This is a genomic window from Arthrobacter sp. TMN-50, from assembly GCF_054511125.1.
In genome coordinates this window covers 64,322-85,573 of sequence record NZ_JBTNDG010000008.1, presented here as the reverse complement: position 1 = coordinate 85,573, position 21,252 = coordinate 64,322, and the positions used below count along the sequence as shown (strand labels likewise).

Below are 21,252 nucleotides of genomic sequence, written 5' to 3'. Positions count from 1 at the left end.
GAGGGGACCAGCAATGTCTGAAATTTCGCTGGTGGCGGCCACTGACATCCACCAGACCGAGAAGTTTCCGAAGCTCCTGGTCCTCGTTGCGAAATACCGGGATCTAGGGGTCGACTCCGCAGCCCAGCTCCATCACGTTGCCTCGCAGATAGCCCCGCACCTGCGCCTCAACAGTGATGCGGTTTCCGGTTCAGTAGTTCTTTCAACTTGCAACCGCTTCGAAATCTACTGTGAGGCCGCACCGAACGCGGACGTGGAAACGGCATACTCTGACACCCTCACCGCTGTCAGCTATTGTTCCGGTCTACCGCTAGTTAGGTTGATCCCACTATTTGAGTGCCTCTGGGGTTCGTCGGTGGCGGAGCACCTATTCAGCGTCGGAACCGGGCTGCAGTCGATTGTTGCGGGCGAGCGTGAAATTGCTGGGCAGGTTCGCCGAGCGCTTTGCAACGCGCAGCAGGCGGGTACTGTGAGCGGGCTCCTAGTGCGCCTCTTCGAGACAGCATCCAAAACAGCAAAGGAGGTCGGCGCACGCACCACGCTAAGTCGCTCCAGCAGGTCCATTGCCGCCGTAGCACTTGATCTGGCTGCCAAAGGCCCTTTGCTTCCGCCCCTGACCGGCGCGTCCGTTGTCCTGTTCGGCACGGGTGCCTACGCCAGTTGCGTCCTGAATATACTTCGGAGCAGAGGTTGTTCGGACATCTCAGTGTTCTCCCGATCGGGCAGGGCAGAGGCGTTCGTTGCAGCGAGGGGAGCAACGGCGCTCACCGCGGGGGACCTGGCTTCAGCCGTCGCCACATCGGACCTCCTCATTGGATGCAGCGGCATTGGAACTCGCTTCGACTCATCCGAACTAGAATGTGGCGAGCGTCCAGTGAGCCATCCTCTGACCGTTGTCGATCTTGTCCCCAGCCATGACTTTGAGCTGTCGGTGGCGGAATTGCCGTGCGTTGAACTCATAAACCTGGAGTCAGTCCGCCGGGACGCCCCGAAGGCGGATGCGGAGGTGTTGTCAAGCGCACGGCATCTTGTTCAACAGGCAGCACAGCATTTCGAGGAGCGGGAGCGAAGCAGGGTTGCGGACCTTGCCATCGTCGCCCTCCGCCAGCACGTCCACAAGATTCTGGACACGGAAATGCAACGCGTGATGCAGCAATATAGTTCTGCCGCGACGGCGGAGGAAGTAAACGCCGCGCTGCGGCGGATTGCCCGGCAGTTCCTGCACGTGCCGACTGTTCGCGCGGCACAACTGGCCGTGGTTGGCCGGCAGGACGAATATAGGAAAGCGCTGGAAGTTCTCTTCGGAATCAGCGTCACGCATTCAAACCCCGAAAAAGATGACGGCGACAATCGACCTGAGTTAGCCCCACTCGTCCCGGGGGAATGCGGGTTAGAGGGCGGCCCCTGCCCGAAGGCCGACCGTAGCCCGTTCAACGTGTGCCCGCGGCTTTGCATGATTGGAACGCGAGAGCGGGCAAATGAGCCACCGTATTGACTCTCCCGCAGCCCCACGTCCTATCGCAGCCCACATCATCGCCAACATTCGTCGGGTGAAATCTCGAGCGTGCTCGCTGTGCCAAAGATTCCGGCGCTGGTGACGAAGTTGTGCCGCTATTTCCAACGAGGAACCTGCTTCACCAAGTGCAGATCGGATCGGTCAGTCGAGCAGCCACCGAACAGCGGTGGCGGAAGGTTCGAGGTACTCAGTGGGGTAGTGCGGTTCGTGTACCTCAGTGAAGAAGGTAGTGATAGCGCGGTCTACCGCGGTGGAGCCGACGATAGCCAATGCTGAAACGTCAAGTTCGGTTGCGAAGGCGTGCAGCGCTGGTCTGCTGAGGGAAATCATGTTGTTGAGGCGGACGAGCATCGGCCGGCACACCGACGAAGATAACCGTGCGAGGTGTTCAATGAGATTTCGGGCATCCTGTTCCGTCACGGTATGTCCCTCATCCCACTCGACGTGTATGTAGCCGTCGTCGCGCAGGAGCATCGAAAACGGTCGCACGCCCGCATGCTCACCCGTCATCACAGGTCCTGTCTACTTGTAGCCACCTTGGCAATAGTGAAATGTTATGTTCAATCCGTTCCAGAATGGCACCGGCGACGGCGGTGATTGCCGCAACCAGTTCTTCTGGTGCATTCTTTTGCAGCGCAGAATCGGCCGATCAGCGAGCCTGGAGCACCCGAGCCATCATCCTCGACGGCTCCGGACACCGTCAGTCACCGCGCGACCGTGGGCGACCTGGGTGCCGGTCCCTTCGTCGTACACGCCGTAGTTTCGCGAAGCTTCGATCGCCGCGTCCTGGGTAACGTGGCTCCTGCCCAATGTCCAGTAGGAATGTTCGCTCGGCTAAACGTGGACGAGGACCCGGTCAATTCGGTCTGTCGACGAGGAGAAAGGAAACTGTGGTCCCCGCCACGGCACGCCAACTTAAAATGTCGGCGGAGAATGGCATAATTTCGGATAATGCGGCGGTACCCTCCGCCGACGTTAACCATGGGGGAAACATGGACAACAGTCTCGCTTCAACGACGCCCGGGGACTCCGACGAGCGGGTGTCACATCAGGACCCAACGTCAGCGGTCACAAAGGATAAGGATGACCAAATTCCGGACATGCCGCCGTATGCTTTGAACTTCCACCCGGACCTCTGGCCCTGAGCCGATTGGCCCGCGCGCAGCCGCTCTACCGACCCGCGGAACTTTGGGTGATTTCGATCAACGATTCAAGTGTTCTCATGCGGGAACGGCTTGCGGGAAGCTCGGCGCAGGACTCCAAGACATTCAGGACCGTGGCCCACGGCGGTCGACGCCGGACAGGGGTTCGTTTGGTTCAGGAGCGGTAAGGGGCTTGTCTGCCGGGTTGTCGGATTTCTGATAGACGTCGGGGATTCCGTCGCCGTCGTCGTCGACCTTTTCCTCCGCCTCGATAGTGCGGTAGTGCTTGTTGCGGGCCAAGAGGATCAGCGACGCGATCAGGGCGGCGAGAACGGAAGCCGACAGAATTCCCACCTTGGCATGGTCATTGGTTGACCCATCGGGTGTGAAGCTCAGGTCCGCAATCAACAGCGAGACGGTGAAACCGATCCCGGCCAGCAACGCGACGCCGATCAGGTCCACCCATCGCAGGGCGGGGTCGAGGTTCACCTTGGTGAGTTTGGTGAGGAGCCAGGTGGTTCCGACAATGCCGATCGGCTTACCCAGCACCAGACCTACGATGATTCCGAGCGCCACCGGGTCCGTCACTGCCGAGACGAACCCGCTCCAGCCGCCGACCGTGACGCCGGCAGAGAAGAAAGCAAAGACCGGGACCGCGAACCCGGCGGAGAGGGGACGGATCCGGTGTTCGAAAAGCTCGGCCAAACCCGGGCCGGCGTCCGGTCCAGCGATGGACTTCCGGTGCAGGACTGGTACTGCAAATCCGAGGAGAACTCCGGCGACTGTAGCGTGAATGCCTCCGGCATGGACGAGAGCCCACACGACAAAGCCAATGGGCAGCAGGATGACCCAGGCGGCGGCAGGCTTCAAGTGGAAGAATTCGCGATACTTCTGCGCCAGCACCGTGTACAGCGCGAGCGGGATGAGGGCCAGCAGCAGAGGGGTGACCTGGATGTCATCAGAGTAGAAAAGGGCAATGATAGAGATAGCGATCAAATCATCGACGACGGCGAGCGTCAGCAGGAAGATTCTGAGCGCGCTCGGCAGGTGCGAGCCAACGATCGCGAGGACGGCGACGGCGAACGCGATATCGGTGGCGGTGGGAATGGCCCAGCCACGCAGCGTGTCAGGGCTGAGAAGGTTGATGCCTACGTAGACCAGGGCAGGAACGACAACACCGCCGACCGCCGCTGCGACCGGGACTATCGCTTTGGCTGGGCTGCGCAGATCACCGGCAACGAATTCACGTTTCAGTTCGAGCCCGACGAGGAAGAAAAACACGGCGAGCAGGCCGTCAGCCGCCCAGGCGCCCAGGCTCAGTTCAAGATGCCACGGTTCGTACCCGAAGGTGAAGTCCCGGAGTGCGAAGTAGCTATCAGATGCGGGGGAGTTGGCCCAGATAATCGCTGCGGTGGCGGTGATCACCAGCAGAATACCGCCTACTGTTTCCTTGCGGAGAATCTCACCGACTCTCAGCGACTCGGCATAGGTGCCGCGGCCGAGTAGCCCTCGAGCGGGTTCGTGTCCGGATGTTGGGTCTGCCATGACTGCGGCTCCTGAATTGGGTTCGACAATAGAAACTGCCGACCAGACTTCCCGGCTCACCTTCAAGCCAGTCTACCGGGTCAGACCAGTAAAACTGCCCCAGGCGGTGGGAAAGGTCCGGTGGCGCGTGCCTATTTGCGCCGCAGGATGTTCTTCCGCGCGGCAATCCGGCGGGCCAGATCCGAGGCAGCCAGGACGGCTACGGCGACCGAGATGGCGACCATCGCGAGCATGATGTAAAGACCCATGAGGGTGGCCATGGGGGATTGTGCTTCGCGCAGCATCGCCAATCCACCCAGCAGACCAACCGACCAGAACGCGGCTACACCGGCCAGGACCAGGACGGCCGGCAGCCAGTCCCGATTGGCACGGAGCCACCGCAACGTGCATGTGACGATCCGGTTGATTTTGTCCATGCCTCATACTGCGCTCTGAGTTGGCGGGAGGGCAGGTGGGACACGTGTCGGCTCGGTCACGTTTCGGTGTACTGGTCGAGACGGAACGGCGAATACTCATCGCGCATGAGCGCGCCGTAGGCGAGGACACGGTAGGACCAGCGGTTCAACCCCAGAATAAACGCGAAGAGTGGACGCGGATATGTGCCAGTAAAGAGGAGGGCCACCACGGCGGCCGGCACCAGCAGCCCCAAAAGGGAAAGGCCGCCAGTGGTGTCATACTCTTCGCTTCAAACCTGCCACTCCCAAGTGGCAGAACCGGTTATCACCGAAACGATAAGCAGGTGCGGGATGAGGAGCAGCCAGGACCTAACGAGCACCAGGCCTCGGGACAGGTGGGCCGGGTACTCTACGGTGACGTCGGCCGGGTAGTTGGTCCGAGCCAAGGTGAAGGGCAGGAATTGATCGGTGCCAGCCGCCGCATACGCGTAGAACGCCACCCGCCAGTTCCAGCGCATGACTCCGACGGCGAAATTGAAGAGCGGCCGAGGGTAACGGCCGGTGATGAGGATGGCGAACCACGCGACAATGCTGATGACCGCGAAAGCAACCCAGAGGAAGAAGAGCAGGAAGAAGTGGAGGATCGCGAGAAACCACTTCACCAGCCACATCCGCCGGGACACCCCGGGATCAAACCGGCCCACGAGCTGCACCGGGTAGGGAGCTGGGGCGGAGCCAACCGTTTCCATGTTCGGGGGTCCGGCCGGTTGGTCCGGCGGAGAAACGATGGGGGGCTGATCCCGAAGCTCCCTGGTCCTGCCCAACCCGATGGCACCGGCAATGAGGAGGGGCAGACCGGTGACGAGGATGACCAGACCGATGATGAGGATCGCCGCTCCTGGGGGACGGATCAGCTCAGATCGAAAGCCCGCCTGCAAATCGGCGGAAAAGCCGGGCGTGGCATCGGCATTCATCCCCACAACAGTCCAGTTGCCCGCGGCGACGTTCCAGGTTAGCTCCTGCTCCCCGGACTCCGAGACCGAGGCGGCCCAGAACTGCTGCGAACCGAGTGTTTCGGGAGTCGCTGACGCGGAGACATCGCGGTAGACCGGCCGGAACGGGTCGAAGCCAACGTCCTTCAACACGGTGTGGTTAACTCCGGCGAGATACTCGCCCACGTCATCCTGAGGGGCGATGCCGATGAAGATTTCCTCGCGACTGTCCATGAAGTAGGACACGAACGATGGACTGGATCTGGTTTCCCGTGATAGCTGTAGTTGCAGCAGGATTTGGCTTTGGCGGTGGGTGGGCAGCGCTGTCTGTTGACCGCAGGCGCCGTAAGCCCGGGGTTGCCCCAACCCTGTCATGCGGAAGTTATTGAGCCTCCCCGGGCGCGGGAAGCCGACTGGTCCGTGTACTGGCAGAAGGACAACATCTGGGTGCTGACCAACACCGGGTCCGCCAAGGCGACAACAGTTGACGTCCAGTTTGAACAGTTCGCGGTGGAGACGTCGAACCTGCGGAGCACCATGGCGACGTCGGGCGAGGCCTCCTTCAGCGGATACCTGAGGGGCAAGAAACCGGTGGTGCTCATTTCCTGGACCACCGAAGACAACGAACAACGCGGCCCGGCCCGGCGCGCAATCCCACTGCAGGGCAACCGCCGCTGGCAGGACTGGTGAGTTAGTCCAGCACCCTCCGGGTCAGTCGAATTTGTTGATCCTTTTCCGAAAATCCGTCTCAGCTGCACGTTGAATCGACCGCTCGGACTCATATAGGACACCGTAGGCGAAGGTATTGTCGCCTGCGCGGTGGGCGGCTCGGGACGCCTTGAGAAGGTACTGCTGGAAGAGCACGCTGTCACGATGGGTCCCCAGGATCTCCTGGATCTTTTCGGATGACTTCAGCGACTTACCCACCCGTGCGCCAAAACTGAACCCTGAGGCACCATCGACTGACCTGATTGCGTAACGCAGTCGCTTGGATTTCTTCCGTACATCATGGAACTGCTCTAGCTGCGCATCTAGATCAGTCTCCCGGTTCGCTCTCCGAGCGGCTTCCAACACGCGGGCCAGCTGGCGGATGACTGCTTGTTCAAGCTGCGACGCAGCCTTGGCGCCCTTCTTCTTTCCGACCCGCACTGGGAGATGCGACGTGAACTCATCGAGCGCGTCGAGGGTGGCGAAGTAGTCGGCGGAGTTCAGTGCCCGGCGGACGCGGGCCAGCGCTTTCTGATGCTGTGCGGCCGACATCTTCTCCAACCGTCTGATGACATGCCGAGGAATCGAGCCCTCTGGCTGGCGCGCGATGCCCTTCCTGATCAGATCCTGGATTACCTCGGCGTCCCGGGCCGCACCAAGGGTTCTACCCATCAGTTTGAGGCGTTCTTCCAGGTGATCGGCCTGCTCCGTGTCCAGGAGAGGGCGGTAGGTCCTAAGCATGCTGCGGAGGGTCCGGGATCTGACTCGCAGCTGGTGCAGGGAACCCTCTTCGCTGCGGCGTACCCGCGGGTCCCAGCCCAGCAGGTCCGCGGCGGCCTGGCGGAACGAGGTGGTGAGGACATTCCTGACGGAACCAGGTTTGCCCTCGGCGGGAGAGTTTTCGGGGATGCCGCCCATAGCAATGGCGAGTTTCGGCTCTCCGAGACCGGGGGAGGCCCCGGCGTTCAGCAGGCAGTGCTCGACGGCGTCCACCACTCGGGCCTGCTCGTCGCCCGGGTAGTCATCGGCGCCGACCACCTCGGCCTCCCACTCCCGCCAGGACCGTTCGACGCCGGAGGTAAGGTCCTGGGAGTCAACCAGATCATCACAGATCTCGATCAGCGGGCTACCGGCAGTCCCGACCAGGGTCGTGATGGTTCGCGTGGTCGTGAGGCGCGCCACCGGTCTGAGAGACCGGCCCCTGACATGGACCTGCACCAGGTCGAGCACCTCGGCTGGCACTGCCTCCTCGGTACCCGACGGTTGAACCTGGATCTCAAGCCGGTTCGGGGCCTCGGGAAACTTGACCTGCCACCCTCCGTCCTTGCCACCGCGTCGGCGCCGCAGGGTGATTCCGTGGCGCAACAGGGCGCGGCTCTCCAGATCGTAGTAAACCGCTTCGAGTACCACGGTGCCGCCGTCGTCCACCCGGGTCACGCCGGCAATGCCGGTGAGGTCGGGGATCAACTCCTCGGGCCCGACGTCATACTTGCGTTCGATCTCCAACGCTTCGGTGCGTGTCATACCCCCATTATTGCGCCCGCTTTGGCGCGCGTCACGACATGGCGGCATGGGTACTGCCGGAGTGGTGCCGGGACGTGGACAGCAGGTCGTTGAAACGGTGCGGGGAGAGGTGGGGGTAGCTGGTGCCGGTTGGAACTTATTCGAACCGGGAGGGGTCACCCATGCCGTACCGCACCACCTCGGCGGAGCCGCTGGAGTAGTCGATGACGGTGGTGGGTTCTGCCCCGCACTCCCCGGATTCGATGACCGCGTCCACCTGATGGTCGAGCTCTTCCTTGATTTCCCAGCCCTGCGTCAGGGGTGCCTCCTGATCGGGGAGCAGGAGCGTGCTGGATAGCAGGGGTTCGCCAAGTTCGTCGAGGAGGGCCTGGACCATCCGGTGGTCCGGGATGCGCACACCTACGGTCTTTTTCTTCGGGTGCAGGAGCCGGCGCGGCACCTCCCTGGTGGCAGGCAGGATGAATGTGTAGCTGCCCGGCGTCACTGCCTTGATGCTGCGGAACACGTCATTGTCGATGTGCACAAACTGTCCCAGCTGTGAGAAGTCCTTGCACACCAAGGTGAAATGGTGCTTGCTGTCGAGCTTTCTGATGGACCGGATCCGGTCGAGGGCGTCCTTGTTGCCCAGCTGAGCGCCCAGCGCGTAGCAGGAATCAGTGGGGTAGGCGATCAGCCCGCCGGACCTTAAGACGTCGACAATCTGCGCTATCGCACGCGGTTGCGGATCCTCCGGGTGCACATCAAAAAATTTGGCCATGCGAAGAGCATACGTCGGCGCGGACCGGTCAGGTGATCCCCAATTGGAACCAGCCAGCCCAGCCGGTCGACGCGTTCCACCAGGTGCTGTAGACGACGCTGTCGGATCCGACGACGAACACGTCCAGGTGCTCGGTCACCCGGGACACGGCTGCCACCTGGCTGCCGGGCCTGGCGATGCCACCCGAAATGTTGAACCAGCCGGCCCACCCTGAGGTGTCGTGCCACCAGGTGCTGTAGATCCGGTTGTCAGTGCCGACAGTGAACAGGTCGAGGTGGTTGGAGTAACGGGCGACGGCGGTCACCGGCGACCCAGCGGACGCGACACCACCGGACACCTGGAACCAGCCGCCCCAACCGGTGCGGGCGCTCCACCAGGTGGAAACGATTTTGCCGTCCGGTGCGGTGGTAAACAGGTCCAGGTGATCGGGGTGGCGGGCCACCACGTTCACTGTGGCATCGGGCCGGGCCAGCTGCCCGCCTACCTGGAACCAGCGGGACCAGCCGCTGCGCTCATCCCACCAGCAGCTCCAGACCCGGTTGTCGGTGCCCACGGTAAACAGGTCGAGATGGAACGGGTACCTGGCAATGGCCGTGACGGTGGCCCCGTTGGCCGCCACCCCGCCGGAAACCTGGAACCAGGTGGACCAGCCGGTCCGCACGTCCCACCAGATCGACATGATCCTGCCATCCGAGGCGGTGGTGAACACGTCAAGGTGATCGGCGTACCGGGCGAGGACGTTTACCGTCGACCCGGCACGGGCCACCAGATTGCCCAACTGGAACCAGTTGGACCAGCCGCCGGAGGAACTCCACCATGCGCTGTACACGCGGTTGTCGGTGCCCACGGTAAACAGGTCAAGATGGCCTGCGTAGCGTGCGACAGCTGTCACTGGCGACCCAACGCCGCCCGGCGACGCGAACCCGCCCATCAGATGGAACCATCCGGCCCACCCGCTGCTCTGGTCCCACCAGTTGGACATGGTGCGTCCGTCGGAGCCCACAGCGAACACGTCAAGGTGTTCCGGGTACCGGTCGATCACGGTGATCGGGGTTTTCGCCCGCGCCGTCAACGCTCCCAGCGGCCCAATCCGGTTCCAGATCACCTGCCGGCAGATGCGGCAGAACGGTACTCCGAGGTCCCGCATCTTGCAGGCAAACTCCGGTCTGAAAGCGCCGCAGTGGTAGTAGTGCGCGCCCTCGAAGGTGCCGACGGTCCCTGCGCCCACCGGGCTGGGCCGTGCATCGACGGTGCTGCAGTCAGGGTTGGTCATGGTGGGGATTGCTGTGGCGGCGTTAACGGCCCACCGCCATTTTAGGGTTGCCCGGTTCCGGTTGATCGTGACGTTGGGTTCGCCGGGCTCCGGGCCGGGATGATGGTCGTGGCCCGTCTCGTTACCGCCGGCATAGTAGGGATACTCGTCGGCCAGGCCGAACGCTGTGTGACCCATCTCGTGGATACCGATTTCGGTGGCGCTGCTGGCGAGGGAGTAGGTGCCGATGGAACCGCCGCTTCCCCCGTAGACGGTCGAATTGACGATTACCAGCACCGTGGTGAACTCCGGCACTTGTGCCGCTGCGACGCTCAGCGCCGTTCCAGCGTTGCAGAGCAGCAGTCGCCTGATGCCGTTGCCGCCGAAGGTCGCGTCGAAGTAGGTCCGCGCGGTGGCGCCGGTGCCGCCCGGTCCCACCGGATCGTCGGCTCCGGAGTCGGTGGAGGACACGTTGACCCGGAAGATGTTGATGGCCGGAGCCAGTTCGTTGAACGGTGGAGTGCCGAGGAACGCGTTGGCGAGGGCGGTGCAGGCTGCGTCGAAGGCGGCCTGTTCGGCGGCCCGGAACCCGTCGCCCAGGAGCACCACGTTGAAGGCACGGTTGCGGGGTGCTGAGCCTCGGATTTGGGTGGTCCCGATGATTGCTCCGTCGGCGGTGGTCATTCGGTTTCACCCCGTCCTTCAATGGCGAAGCTGGTGAGTTCCGTGACGCGGGAGGCTCCGAGCCGTGGCCCGTCGCCGCCGTCGCCGGGTGGTTCGGCACCCCGCGAGCCGGTGTCCTCCGGGTCCGGCTCCGCAATGTCGATCAGCGCGATGCTGCGCGCAGCATCCGGGGCCGGGACGACGACGGTGAACGCGCCAGAGGGGCGGTCGACCTGCACCCGGGTGATCGGTTCCCCGTGGGTCTCGGGAAACACCTCGGCGCTGTGAAGATCACCCGTGCGGATGGGCACGCGGGTCAGGGGCGCGTCCTGAGCGTCCCGCACCTCGGCGTATCGGCCAGCGCGGATGTCGGGGTGCGCATCGAAACCGGTGACGGCCACGTCGACTGGCTGCTGCAGGATCAGCCGGACGTCGTCGCCGTCGTACTCGAATATCAACCGGATGGCACCGGGGGCGGATTCTGGGGTGTCAGTCATGGGAGGTCTTCTTTCGGCGGGAGGTCGTCTCCCTATCGTCCCGCCGCCGACGTTACTGGGGTGTTACCGCCGTCACGGTGTCCCGAACCCTGGTGGCTGTAACACCCCAGTAACGCGGGCGGCGGTACGTTGTGCCTTTATCCCCGAGAGACCCAGAGGTAGAGTGCCACCATGATTGATTCTGAGCCCTCAGGCAGCCGGTCCCGCGGGCAGGAGCCGGAGACCACTGGCCGTTACATAGTTGTCTTCGCCGACGCAGAGCAGGATGCGTCGGGTCTGCTGCGGTCGACCGGCGGTATGGCCAATATTGCCGACTCCCGTGATTTCGGTACCCGGGCGGCCACGCCGGCCGAGACGGAAGGGGCCGACGGCACGGTCTATTCCCGGCTGGGGGTTGCCGTGGTTTCCGCTGATCCGCAGCAGACCCGGTCGTTGCGGACATCTTCCGACGAGGGCGCCATTATTTCGGTGTCACCCGAACTGATTCACCACGTATTGAGCGAGGATCCGGGGGGAGCCCCGGCGTCATTCCAGGACACTCCTCAGCTCACCTGGGGCTTGCAGGCGGTGAGTGCCGACACGTCACCCTACAGTGGTGAGGGCATCCGGGTGGCGGTCCTGGACACCGGGTTCGACGCCAGCCACCCGGACTTTTCCGGCCGGCAGATCACCGTTGAGTCGTTTGTCCAGGGCGAAACCGCCCAGGACGGCCACGGTCACGGAACTCACTGCATCGGGACCTCGTGCGGGCCTAGGTCGCCGTCGGACGGACCGGCGTACGGCGTCGCCCATGAGGCGGAGATCTACGCAGGGAAGGTTCTGGGCGACTCGGGGTCGGGCAGCGACGGCGGCATCATCGCCGGGATCGACTGGGCGATGGCTAACGGGTGTGCGGTGATTTCGATGTCGCTGGGTGCCGATATCGCACAGGTGCATCCGCCCTACACAGCTGTGGGCCGCCGGGCACTCGATCAGGGTCACCTGATCGTTGCGGCCGCGGGGAATAATGCTGACCGGCGGCAGGGCGACCTCGGTTTTGTGGGTGCGCCAGCCAACAGCCCGTTCATCATGGCCGTGGGCGCGCTGGATCAGCAACTGGAGATGGCGTTCTTCTCCGCCCGGACCCTCCCGGTCCGGGGCGGGCAGGTGGATGTCGCCGGCCCGGGGTTCCAGGTGTATTCCTCCTGGCTGATGCCCGATCGCTACAACACCATCAGTGGAACGTCGATGGCAACTCCGCACGCGGCAGGGATAGCCGCGCTGTGGGCGCAGGCCTCCGGATTCCGGGGGCGGGAGCTCTGGTCGCTGATGGTTCAGGAAAGTCAGCGGCTACTGCAGGCGTCGGTGGACGTCGGTTCCGGCCTGGTGATGGCGCCGCAGGAATAGGGAGACATGAAATTCACCGTTACGGTCGATGAGGTGCACCGTCCCGCGATCCAGGAGGTAGCGGAACGCCTAAGGTCCTGCGGTCTGGAGGTAGACCGGGTGCTCGACAACGTGGGGATAATCTCCGGATCAGCGTCCGAGGACTGCCGGCCGGACCTGGAGGCCGTGGAGGGAGTGTCGTCCGTGGACGGGGAGGCGCGCTACCTGCTGCCGCCGCCCGACAGCGACGTCCAGTAGCCAGCACCTCGCCTGACCCCTTCTGGTCGTCGAGTCCGCCCGCTTGCTGTGCCCTCCTGTTCGTTGCGCCCTACTGACCGTTGGTTTCAGGCGTGCTGGTGGCCTTGCCTCCGACGTCGTCGAGCACGTTTTGTGCCTGGCGATCCACCAGCCCGGTGAACAGTTGCTGCGCCGCGCCGAAGGTGATCGCCCAGGCCACGATCTGCGCCGGGTTATCGAGGTCGCTCAACCCGGGAACAAAACCTCCCCGCATGAGCTGCAGTCCCAGCACAGCGGTCAGGGCGCCGGCAGGCAGTTTGAGGATCGCCAGGGCGAGGGGGAGCCCGTACGGGGTGGAGGTGCCGCGGACGTGCCGGAGAGACGCCGCACCGGAGACCGCCGCAGCGATCAGCCCAAACGATTCGATGAAGAGAACGTCCCAGGGCCGGGGCCGACTGCCGGTGGGGCAGGCGGTGCCCTCCGAGGGTTCGAAGCACAGGCGCAGCTCCTCCGGCCGAATCCACCCGGCCACCGCGAGCGCTGTCGCCAGTACGGTCAATACCAGCGCGCCCATGATCAGCACATTGCGGAAGCTTCGCACCCGGGAGAACTCCTCGCGGGACTCAAGGCAGGACGCCCTGAAGGCGGCCACCAGGGTCATCCGGCCCGACTCCTCCAGCGGGGCAGCGGACGCGGCGGCAATCACCGCCTCCACCGCGGTCCGGTGCGGGTCGCCCCGGGACAGGTGGTGCCGCGCATGCGCCTGGATGCCTGGCAGTTGCGAGTGCACGTAACCCAGCGGAGCTCTCAACAGCAATGCCACCTGTGCGGCATCCAGTTGACTGAGAACCCGCTCCACCACAGCGCCGTTGAACGAGGTCTGGATGGCCGGTGACTTCCTTTCAGCCACAATAATGGCCTCGTCGAGGTGCCGAATGATGGCGTCGTCCAGCGCAGCCTTGGCACTTCCCTGGCCTGCCTGGGCGTCCGACGGGGGATCGGAGAGGCGGATCCATTCTGCGAGGGTGCGCAGCTGGGCAGCAAGGGTGATGGCCTGTTCCCGCCAGGTGCGGTTGGTCGGTGGGGGGAGCGTTGAGGGGAGCGGTAGCTGGGGCGAGGCGGCGGGCACTGACATGGCTTAACCTATTCGAACGACGGTCGCAGGCCGACGCCGAAACCCGGGCTGGCCTCCAACAGGAGGGGCTCCTGGGTTTGCAGCAGGGGGCGGATGAGTTCCGTGATCCGCGTGGACGGCCTGGCGTCGCACTCGCGCTTCAACGTGGCGAGGTAGGTGCGATAGCTCCTGATGGCCAGGCCGTGGTTTCCGGACGCCACATGGATGCGCAGCAGGGTCCGTTGCACGCTCTCGAGCAACGGGTCAAGCGCGATGGCAGCGGTTGCAGCGTCAAGGGCAGCCGCGAGCTGCCCTTCCGCAAGATACGTATCGGCGAGGGTTTCGAGGGTGGAGAGCCGTTGCCGGAAGAGCCAGTCCTGGTCGACCCTGAGCCAGTCTTCGTCCCAGCCGGGCAACAGCTCGGCGGCGCGCAGTTCGGTGGCCAGCCCGGGCGGGACCGCGACTCCGCTGTTGGCAAGGTCCACGCGACCGAGGAGCTGGTCGACATCGATGTTGATGCCCGGGCCGAGGGCCAACGGGTCGCTGACGGGGTGGAGGAGGCCGGGCAGCTGGTGTGCGATGTTCCACAGGCAGGCGCGCAGGCTGCCGGAGGCTTGCGCGTCGGTGCGGTCCGGCCAGAGCAGCCCAGCGATGTAGCTTCGTCGTCGGCCGCCGCGGAGCGCGAGCGCCGCAATCAGCCGTTGCTGACGGAACGCAACAGTGACTGGCTGGTGATCCCGTTCAAGACACCAGTACCCCAACATCTTCAAGTTCCACTGGACCGGAATGCTCGACGACATGCCCTGCCCCCACTTCCTGCTTGAAAGGGGAGAGGCGCCCCCTATCCGCTGAAACGGTTGACCGCTGTCAAGTGTTAGGATCCTCAGACTTCAGGGAGTTGTCAATGCTGCCGGCAACAGCTCACGTGTCGACGATTAGCCCGGCCGCCTGTGGTGAGGTGTGCCGCCCCGGGGGGGGGGGGGTGTGTTGGCGTGCTGGCAGGTGGGGTGGCCGCGAACGGCTTCTAGCGGATGTCGCGGATGATGTTGGTGATCCGGGCAGTGGAGAGGCGCCGGCCGTCGTCGTCGGTCATCACCACTTCGTGGGTGGTCAGGGTACGTCCCAGGTGGATGGCCGTGGCGGTGCCGGTGACCAGGCCCGACGACGCCGACCGGTGGTGGGTAGCGCTGATCTCGATCCCCATCGCCTGCCGGTTTCGGCCGGCGTGCAGGCCGGCAGCGAAAGACCCCAGCGTCTCGGCGAGGACAAGGTGCGCGCCGCCGTGCAGAATTCCCGCTACCTGCTCGTTTCCTTCGACCGGCATCGTGGCCACGAGACGGTCAGCGGTCATCTCGGTGAAAACGATGCCCATCTTTGAGGCGAGACGTCCGATGCCGTGGCCGCTGAGCCAGTCGTGCATCTCTTCAGGCACGCCGGCTGCTGTCAGCTCGTCGGCGAAGGGGTTGGCGATCGGTTCCGGTCCGGACGACTCCGGAGTGTAATTATGGGTCATGGGAACTAGGCTGGCACTTGTGAGTCAAACAACCAAACCCGACGTTCCAGTAGCCGCCACGACTCTGACGGACGCCCCGCCGGCGGCCAAGGCACCGGCCGACGGTCCCCGTAAACGCCTCCTGGTCATTGACGGCCACTCGATGGCCTACCGGGCGTTTTATGCGTTGCCTGCCGAAAATTTCTCGACCGATACCGGGCAGCACACCAACGCCGTCTACGGGTTCACGGCCATGCTGATCAACCTGATCAGGGATCAGCAGCCTACCCACGTGGCGGTGGCACTGGATTTGAACACGCCAACCTTCAGGACCGAGGAATACACCGAGTACAAGGCGGGGCGCGCCAAGACTCCGACGGAATTTCACGGTCAGGTGGACCTGATCATCAAGGTGATGCAGGCCATGCACATTCCCACCCTATCGATGGAGGGGTACGAGGCGGACGACATCATCGCCACCCTCTCGGTCCGCGCCGCCGCCGAAGGCTGGGATGTTCAGGTGGTCAGCGGTGACCGCGACGCTTTCCAACTGGTCAACGACCGGGTGACAGTGCTGTACCCCAAGCAGGGGGTCACCAACATTCCCCAGCTGGACGCGCAGGCTGTGGAGGAAAAATACCTGGTCCCGCCGGACAGGTACTCCGACCTGGCGGCGCTGGTCGGGGAGACCGCCGACAACCTGCCGGGAGTCCCCGGGGTGGGCCCCAAAACGGCCGCCAAATGGATCAAACAGTATGGCGGGCTGGATGGCATCCTTGAGAACCTCGACGCCATCAAAGGGAAGGTGGGGGACTCGCTCCGGGAGAACATCGAGCTGGTCAAGCGGAACCGCCGCCTCAACCACCTGCTTCTCGACCTTGAGCTGCCGGTCGAACTGGACACGATGGTGTCCCGGACCCCCGACCGTCCAGCCGTTGAGGAGCTGTTCGACTCCCTTCAGTTCAACGTCCTCCGCAAACGCCTCTTCGACCTGTTCGGAGAGGAAGACGCCGCCGGGGCACACGATGAGATGACCCCGCCGGATCACGTCACGCTGGGCGATTCCGCGGGCCTCACCACGTGGCTCAACGCCACAAACCAGGCCATCGCGGCCGTCCAGTTAATGACCCAGGCGACAACGGGGAACGACGACGTCGTCGGACTGGCGATCGTGACCTCGACCGACGCCGCGTACCTGGATCTGGAGACCCTGGATGCCCAGGCCGAGCAGGTGCTCGCCGGCTGGCTCGCCGATCTCAGCGCGCCCAAGGTGGTTCACGACTTCAAAGCCGCGTACAAGCTGCTCGCCGCGCGCGGGTTGAAGCTCGCCGGAGTGGTGGACGATACCGCGATTTCTGGCTACCTGATCCAGCCCGACCGTCGGGCGTACGACCTCGGTGACCTAAGCCAGTCCCACCTGAGAATGTCCATCGCGCCCCCGGCCGAATCGACCGGGGGGCAGCTCGCGCTCCAGCTGGAGGAGGAAGACGTCGCATCGCCCGCTGTCGCCCGTGCCTTCGCAGCGCTGCAGCTCAGCGAATACTTCGCCAGCCAGCTGGTGGAGCGCGGTGCGAACCAGCTGCTTGGCGGTCTTGAACTACCCCTGGCCGAGGTGTTAGCCGAGATGGAGCTCACCGGAGTGTCCGTAGCGATGGACCGCCTCGACCAGCTGTTCGACGACTTCTCGGCGACCATGAGCACCACCAGCGCCGAGGCGTTCAGGATCATTGGCAAAGAAATTAATCTGGGCTCGCCCAAACAGCTTCAGGCGGTCCTGTTCGACGAACTGGAACTGCCGAAGACCAAGAAGATCAAGACCGGGTACTCGACCGATGCCGATGCGCTGACCGACCTGATCGTGAAGACCGGGCACCCGTTCCTCGAGCAACTCCTGGCGCACCGGGACGCCTCCAAGCTTCGGCAGACGGTCGAGGGGCTGCGGAAGTCGGTGGCCGACGACGGCCGGATCCACACCACGTACGTGCAGACCATCGCAGCCACAGGACGGTTGTCCTCCACCAACCCGAACCTGCAGAACATCCCGGTTCGCTCGGATGAGGGCCGGCGGATCCGTGAGGTGTTCGTCGTCGGCCACGGGTTCGAATGCCTGATGACCGCCGACTACTCACAGATCGAAATGCGCATCATGGCTCACCTGTCCGGCGATGAGGGTCTGATCCAGGCGTTCCGCGACGGGGAAGACCTGCACCGGTTTGTCGGCGCGCACATCTTCAACGTCGAACCCGCCGACGTCACCAGCGCGATGCGGTCCAAGGTCAAGGCCATGTCCTACGGCCTGGTCTACGGACTGAGCTCGTTCGGACTGTCCAAGCAGCTGGCCATCTCGGTCGACGAGGCCCGTACCCTGATGGGCGACTACTTTGACCGGTTCGGGGCTGTCCGCGACTATCTGCGCGGTGTCGTGGAACAGGCCCGGGTCGACGGCTTCACGTCCACCATTGAGGGCCGCCGCCGGTACCTCCCCGACCTCTCCAGCGACAACCGGCAGCTCCGGGAAATGGCGGAGAGGGCGGCGTTGAACGCCCCCATCCAGGGGTCCGCGGCGGACATTATCAAAAAGGCGATGCTCGGCGTCGACGCCGAACTACGCCGGCAGGGCCTCTCCTCACGCATGCTGCTCCAGGTGCACGATGAGTTGGTCCTCGAAATCGCACCCGGTGAGCGGGACACGGTGGAACTGCTGGTGCGCGAACAAATGGGATCAGCGGCTGACCTGACGGTGCCGCTGGACGTGTCGGTCGGGGTAGGTGCCAGCTGGCACGAGGCTGCCCATTAACGGTGCTGGTGCCGGACGGTCCGCCGCACTAGGCTGGTGGACCGTGACTGAAACCCAAGACACCGCCGTCCCGGCCCCACTGCGCATTGACACGTTCACGGTGACCGCTGACACGGATTCCTCGGCCGAGAGCACCTTGGCCCACTGGTTCGAAGCGGTCCGTTTCGGGTTCCATGAGACGCGGACCGAGCCGGAAGACCTGGCCACCTACGCCGAGGCGTTTAGCTCCGACGGGCGGACCCTGTGGGGTGCCTACGACGACGCAGCCAGCGCACACGCCTGGAACGCCAGCATTCCCGTGGCCACCTATGCCACCATGGTCAACTCCCTCAACGTCGGCAACGGGCAATTGGTTGACACGCACCAGATCACCGCTGTCACCGTGCGCCCCACCCACCGCCGTCGTGGGCTGCTGCGCACCATGATGACCACCGATCTCCAGGCAGCCGCGGCCAAGGGCCTCGCGATCGCGGCGTTGACCGCATCGGAAGCGACCATTTACGGCAGGTTCGGCTTCGGCGCTGCAACGTTTACCCGCTCCATCGAGGTCGACGTCAAGGAACGGTTCGCGCTGCGCACGCCAGCCTATGGAGTTACCGAGGTGGTGGCACCAGCCTCCGCGGCAGCCCTTTCCGAACAGGTCTTCGCCCGGTTCCATCACGCCACCACCGGGTCAGTGGGCCGCCAGTTCGCCTACCCCCAGCGGGCCTCCGGACGGTGGGGCGAGGAACGGCCCACCGAGGACAAGGCCGTCCGCGCCGCAGTGCACTACGACAACGACGGCCGGCCCGACGGGTTCGTCTCCTACAAGTTCGCTGGCTGGGGAACCACTCCCTACACCATGAAGATTGTCGACCTGGTGGCTGCCTCCGATGCCGCCTACCTTGAGCTGTGGCGCTACCTCGGCTCAATCGACCTGGTGCAGCGGATCACCTTTGATCTCGCGCCCGTCGATGACCCCCTGCCCTGGGCACTGCAGGATCGCCGGTGCTACAAGCTCGTCGGCGATGAGGACGTCCTCTGGCTGCGAATCCTCGACCCCATCGCCGCGCTCGAAGCCCGGGGCTACCAGGGTTCCGGGACGGTCACTTTTGAAATTGTTGACCCGCTGGGGTACGCAGCAGGGCGGTTCAGGCTTGCGGCCGAAAACGGGGCGGGGACGGTCACCCGCCTCGACGACGACGTCGACACCCAGTTGCGCGTTGACGTCACGGCACTCGGCTCGATGTACCTGGGCGGCGTGCCGGCCCGGACACTGGCCGCTGCCGGGCACGTCACGGCAGGGGGCGCCGGGGACCCGGGCGGTCTCGCCGTCGTCGACCGCGTCTTCCAGACCCCAACAAGTCCGTACTGCATCACCCACTTCTAGCTCCCGCTCTTGACGTCCATACCTCCGCTTTGACCTGTGTTGGCGCAGACGGCTAGACTGGACGGGCGTGTAATGCGCACTGCGAAACGGGTTATCCAGCAGCATCAGGTGCCCCGTTCTCTCTCCAAAAGTCCACTTCCGGACGGGTGCCACTTGGGTCAGCAGAGTTTCCTGTTGTCTTGGCGTCGCCCGCCGGATCAACTAATCATCCACAACGGAGTCCCAACTACATGACCATCACCACCACCGAGAAGCCAGGTGCACCGCAGGTCGCGATCAACGACATCGGCACCGCGGAGGACTTCCTCGCAGCCATTGACGCTACCATCAAGTACTTCAACGACGGAGACCTCGTTGAAGGAACGGTAGTAAAGGTTGACCGCGACGAGGTTCTGCTCGACATCGGTTACAAGACCGAGGGTGTTATCCCTTCCCGTGAGCTGTCCATCAAGCACGACGTTGATCCCGGAGACGTTGTCTCCGTTGGCGATCTCGTCGAAGCCCTGGTGCTCACCAAAGAGGACAAAGAAGGCCGACTGATCCTGTCCAAGAAGCGCGCTCAGTACGAGCGGGCCTGGGGCGATATCGAGAAGGTCAAGGAAGAAGACGGCGTCGTCACCGGTACGGTTATCGAAGTTGTCAAGGGTGGACTCATCCTCGACATCGGCCTCCGCGGCTTCCTGCCTGCGTCCTTGGTTGAGATGCGTCGTGTACGCGATCTTGCTCCCTACATCGGTCAGAAGATCGAAGCGAAAATCATCGAGCTGGACAAGAACCGCAACAACGTGGTCCTGTCCCGCCGTGCCTGGCTTGAGCAGACCCAGTCCGAGGTGCGTTCCACGTTCCTCAACAAGCTGGAAAAGGGCCAGGTTCGTCCCGGCGTTGTCTCCTCGATCGTCAACTTCGGTGCTTTCGTGGACCTGGGCGGCGTCGACGGACTCGTCCACGTCTCCGAGCTGTCCTGGAAGCACATCGACCACCCATCCGAGGTTGTCGAAGTCGGCCAGGAAGTCACCGTTGAGGTTCTCGAGGTTGACCTGGACCGCGAGCGGGTTTCACTGTCGCTCAAGGCCACCCAGGAAGACCCTTGGCAGACCTTCGCCCGCACCCACGCCCTCGGGCAGGTTGTACCGGGTAAGGTCACCAAGCTGGTTCCGTTCGGTGCGTTCGTTCGCGTCGAAGACGGCATCGAAGGCCTGGTTCACATCTCCGAGCTGGCAGTGCGCCACGTGGAGCTGGCAGAGCAGGTTGTCTCCGTTGGAGACGAACTGTTCGTCAAGGTTATCGATATCGACCTCGAACGCCGCCGGATCTCCCTCTCCCTCAAGCAGGCTAACGAGGGTGTCGATGCGGACAGCACCGAGTTCGATCCAGCCCTGTACGGTATGGCTGCCGAGTACGACGAAGAAGGCAACTACAAGTACCCCGAGGGCTTCGATCCTGAGTCCAACGAATGGCTTGAGGGTTACGACTCTCAGCGCGCTACCTGGGAAGCTCAGTACGCTGAAGCCCAGTCGCGGTGGGAAGCTCACAAGAAGCAGGTTGTGCAGCACGCATCCGACGATGCAGCTGCAGCAAATGAGCCTGTCGAGTCCAGCTCGACGAGCTACTCCTCTGAGCCAGCTGCTGCTGAAAGCACCAACAGCGGCAGCAGCAACAGCAACGTCGGCACGGGCACGCTCGCGTCGGACGAGGCACTTGCTGCACTGCGCGAAAAGCTGACCGGCAACTAGGTCACGCCCAGCACCTGAAAAGGCCCCCACCGGCAAGGTGGGGGCCTTTTTGTGCCCGAACATGGTGCGGGGCACCCGGCCCAGCCGTGTGTCCCACCAATCGCTGGCTATCGCTGGGAATGTCCAGACAGTCCCAGCGATCGCTCGTAGCCAG

General features: G+C 63.9%; 19 protein-coding genes. 7 read left to right on the top strand and 12 right to left on the bottom strand.

Annotated features, from left to right (window positions below; translation table 11 throughout):
* Positions 1 to 13 precede the first annotated feature (13 nt).
* Positions 14 to 1,495 carry a glutamyl-tRNA reductase gene (locus ACX80A_RS10920; protein WP_459259727.1) on the top strand — a complete coding sequence of 494 codons (1,482 nt, stop codon included), beginning with the start codon at positions 14 to 16 and terminating at the stop codon, positions 1,493 to 1,495.
* A 162-nt stretch (positions 1,496 to 1,657) separates the two neighbouring features.
* Here the strand turns inward: ACX80A_RS10920 and ACX80A_RS10915 are convergent, their stop codons facing one another.
* From ACX80A_RS10915 to ACX80A_RS10895, 5 genes are all read right to left on the bottom strand, one after another.
* The gene (locus ACX80A_RS10915) at positions 1,658 to 2,026 is read right to left on the bottom strand and encodes a DUF7793 family protein (protein ID WP_459259726.1); all 369 of its coding nucleotides are present in this window, start codon (positions 2,024 to 2,026) and stop codon (positions 1,658 to 1,660) included.
* A gap of 758 nt (positions 2,027 to 2,784) precedes the next feature.
* Positions 2,785 to 4,203: a Na+/H+ antiporter NhaA gene (nhaA, locus tag ACX80A_RS10910; protein ID WP_459259725.1), complete on the bottom strand. Its 1,419-nt coding sequence runs from the start codon at positions 4,201 to 4,203 to the stop codon at positions 2,785 to 2,787.
* Between the two features lie 131 nt (positions 4,204 to 4,334).
* Positions 4,335 to 4,619: a hypothetical protein gene (locus tag ACX80A_RS10905; RefSeq protein WP_459259724.1), complete on the bottom strand. Its 285-nt coding sequence runs from the start codon at positions 4,617 to 4,619 to the stop codon at positions 4,335 to 4,337.
* Positions 4,620 to 4,675: 56 nt separating this feature from the next.
* On the bottom strand, positions 4,676 to 4,852 hold the full coding sequence (locus tag ACX80A_RS10900) for a DUF4389 domain-containing protein (RefSeq protein ID WP_459259723.1): 177 nt from the start codon (positions 4,850 to 4,852) through the stop codon (positions 4,676 to 4,678).
* A gap of 36 nt (positions 4,853 to 4,888) precedes the next feature.
* Positions 4,889 to 5,836: a DUF4389 domain-containing protein gene (locus ACX80A_RS10895; protein WP_459259722.1), complete on the bottom strand. Its 948-nt coding sequence runs from the start codon at positions 5,834 to 5,836 to the stop codon at positions 4,889 to 4,891.
* Between the two features lie 174 nt (positions 5,837 to 6,010).
* On the opposite strand from ACX80A_RS10895, the gene ACX80A_RS10890 reads away from it, so the two are divergent.
* The gene (locus tag ACX80A_RS10890; protein ID WP_459259721.1) at positions 6,011 to 6,280 is read left to right on the top strand and encodes a hypothetical protein; all 270 of its coding nucleotides are present in this window, start codon (positions 6,011 to 6,013) and stop codon (positions 6,278 to 6,280) included.
* 21 nt (positions 6,281 to 6,301) lie between these two features.
* Here the strand turns inward: ACX80A_RS10890 and ACX80A_RS10885 are convergent, their stop codons facing one another.
* The 4 genes from ACX80A_RS10885 to ACX80A_RS10870 form a co-directional block, all read right to left on the bottom strand.
* Entirely contained in the window at positions 6,302 to 7,822 is a 1,521-nt protein-coding gene (locus ACX80A_RS10885; RefSeq protein WP_459259720.1) for a CYTH and CHAD domain-containing protein, read from the bottom strand.
* A gap of 136 nt (positions 7,823 to 7,958) precedes the next feature.
* Entirely contained in the window at positions 7,959 to 8,579 is a 621-nt protein-coding gene (locus ACX80A_RS10880) for an L-threonylcarbamoyladenylate synthase (protein ID WP_459259719.1), read from the bottom strand.
* Between the two features lie 28 nt (positions 8,580 to 8,607).
* Entirely contained in the window at positions 8,608 to 10,515 is a 1,908-nt protein-coding gene (locus ACX80A_RS10875) for a M64 family metallopeptidase (RefSeq protein ID WP_459259718.1), read from the bottom strand.
* Positions 10,512 to 10,991: a hypothetical protein gene (locus ACX80A_RS10870; RefSeq protein WP_459259717.1), complete on the bottom strand. Its 480-nt coding sequence runs from the start codon at positions 10,989 to 10,991 to the stop codon at positions 10,512 to 10,514. Before ACX80A_RS10870 ends, ACX80A_RS10875 begins: the two co-directional genes overlap by 4 nt.
* A 171-nt stretch (positions 10,992 to 11,162) precedes the next feature.
* Here ACX80A_RS10870 and ACX80A_RS10865 point away from each other — a divergent pair, with 171 nt between their 5' ends.
* Together ACX80A_RS10865 and ACX80A_RS10860 are read left to right on the top strand one after the other, a co-directional pair.
* Entirely contained in the window at positions 11,163 to 12,377 is a 1,215-nt protein-coding gene (locus ACX80A_RS10865; protein ID WP_459259716.1) for a S8 family serine peptidase, read from the top strand.
* Between the two features lie 6 nt (positions 12,378 to 12,383).
* Positions 12,384 to 12,614: a hypothetical protein gene (locus ACX80A_RS10860; protein ID WP_459259715.1), complete on the top strand. Its 231-nt coding sequence runs from the start codon at positions 12,384 to 12,386 to the stop codon at positions 12,612 to 12,614.
* Between the two features lie 70 nt (positions 12,615 to 12,684).
* Here the strand turns inward: ACX80A_RS10860 and ACX80A_RS10855 are convergent, their stop codons facing one another.
* From ACX80A_RS10855 to ACX80A_RS10845, 3 genes are all read right to left on the bottom strand, one after another.
* Positions 12,685 to 13,728 carry a hypothetical protein gene (locus ACX80A_RS10855; protein WP_459259714.1) on the bottom strand — a complete coding sequence of 348 codons (1,044 nt, stop codon included), beginning with the start codon at positions 13,726 to 13,728 and terminating at the stop codon, positions 12,685 to 12,687.
* A gap of 8 nt (positions 13,729 to 13,736) precedes the next feature.
* Positions 13,737 to 14,507 carry an AfsR/SARP family transcriptional regulator gene (locus tag ACX80A_RS10850; protein ID WP_459259713.1) on the bottom strand — a complete coding sequence of 257 codons (771 nt, stop codon included), beginning with the start codon at positions 14,505 to 14,507 and terminating at the stop codon, positions 13,737 to 13,739.
* Between the two features lie 224 nt (positions 14,508 to 14,731).
* Complete coding sequence (locus ACX80A_RS10845; protein ID WP_459259712.1) at positions 14,732 to 15,220, bottom strand: PaaI family thioesterase; 489 nt, start codon at positions 15,218 to 15,220, stop codon at positions 14,732 to 14,734.
* Between the two features lie 142 nt (positions 15,221 to 15,362).
* On the opposite strand from ACX80A_RS10845, the gene polA reads away from it, so the two are divergent.
* The 3 genes from polA (at position 15,363) to rpsA (ending at position 21,098) form a co-directional block, all read left to right on the top strand.
* A complete protein-coding gene (polA, locus tag ACX80A_RS10840; protein ID WP_459259772.1) occupies positions 15,363 to 17,996 on the top strand; it encodes a DNA polymerase I in 2,634 nt (877 codons plus the stop codon).
* Between the two features lie 43 nt (positions 17,997 to 18,039).
* The gene (locus tag ACX80A_RS10835) at positions 18,040 to 19,365 is read left to right on the top strand and encodes a GNAT family N-acetyltransferase (RefSeq protein ID WP_459259711.1); all 1,326 of its coding nucleotides are present in this window, start codon (positions 18,040 to 18,042) and stop codon (positions 19,363 to 19,365) included.
* A gap of 230 nt (positions 19,366 to 19,595) precedes the next feature.
* Positions 19,596 to 21,098, top strand: coding sequence for a 30S ribosomal protein S1 (rpsA, locus tag ACX80A_RS10830; RefSeq protein ID WP_459259710.1), 1,503 nt, complete (start codon positions 19,596 to 19,598; stop codon positions 21,096 to 21,098).
* Positions 21,099 to 21,252: the final 154 nt, after the last annotated feature.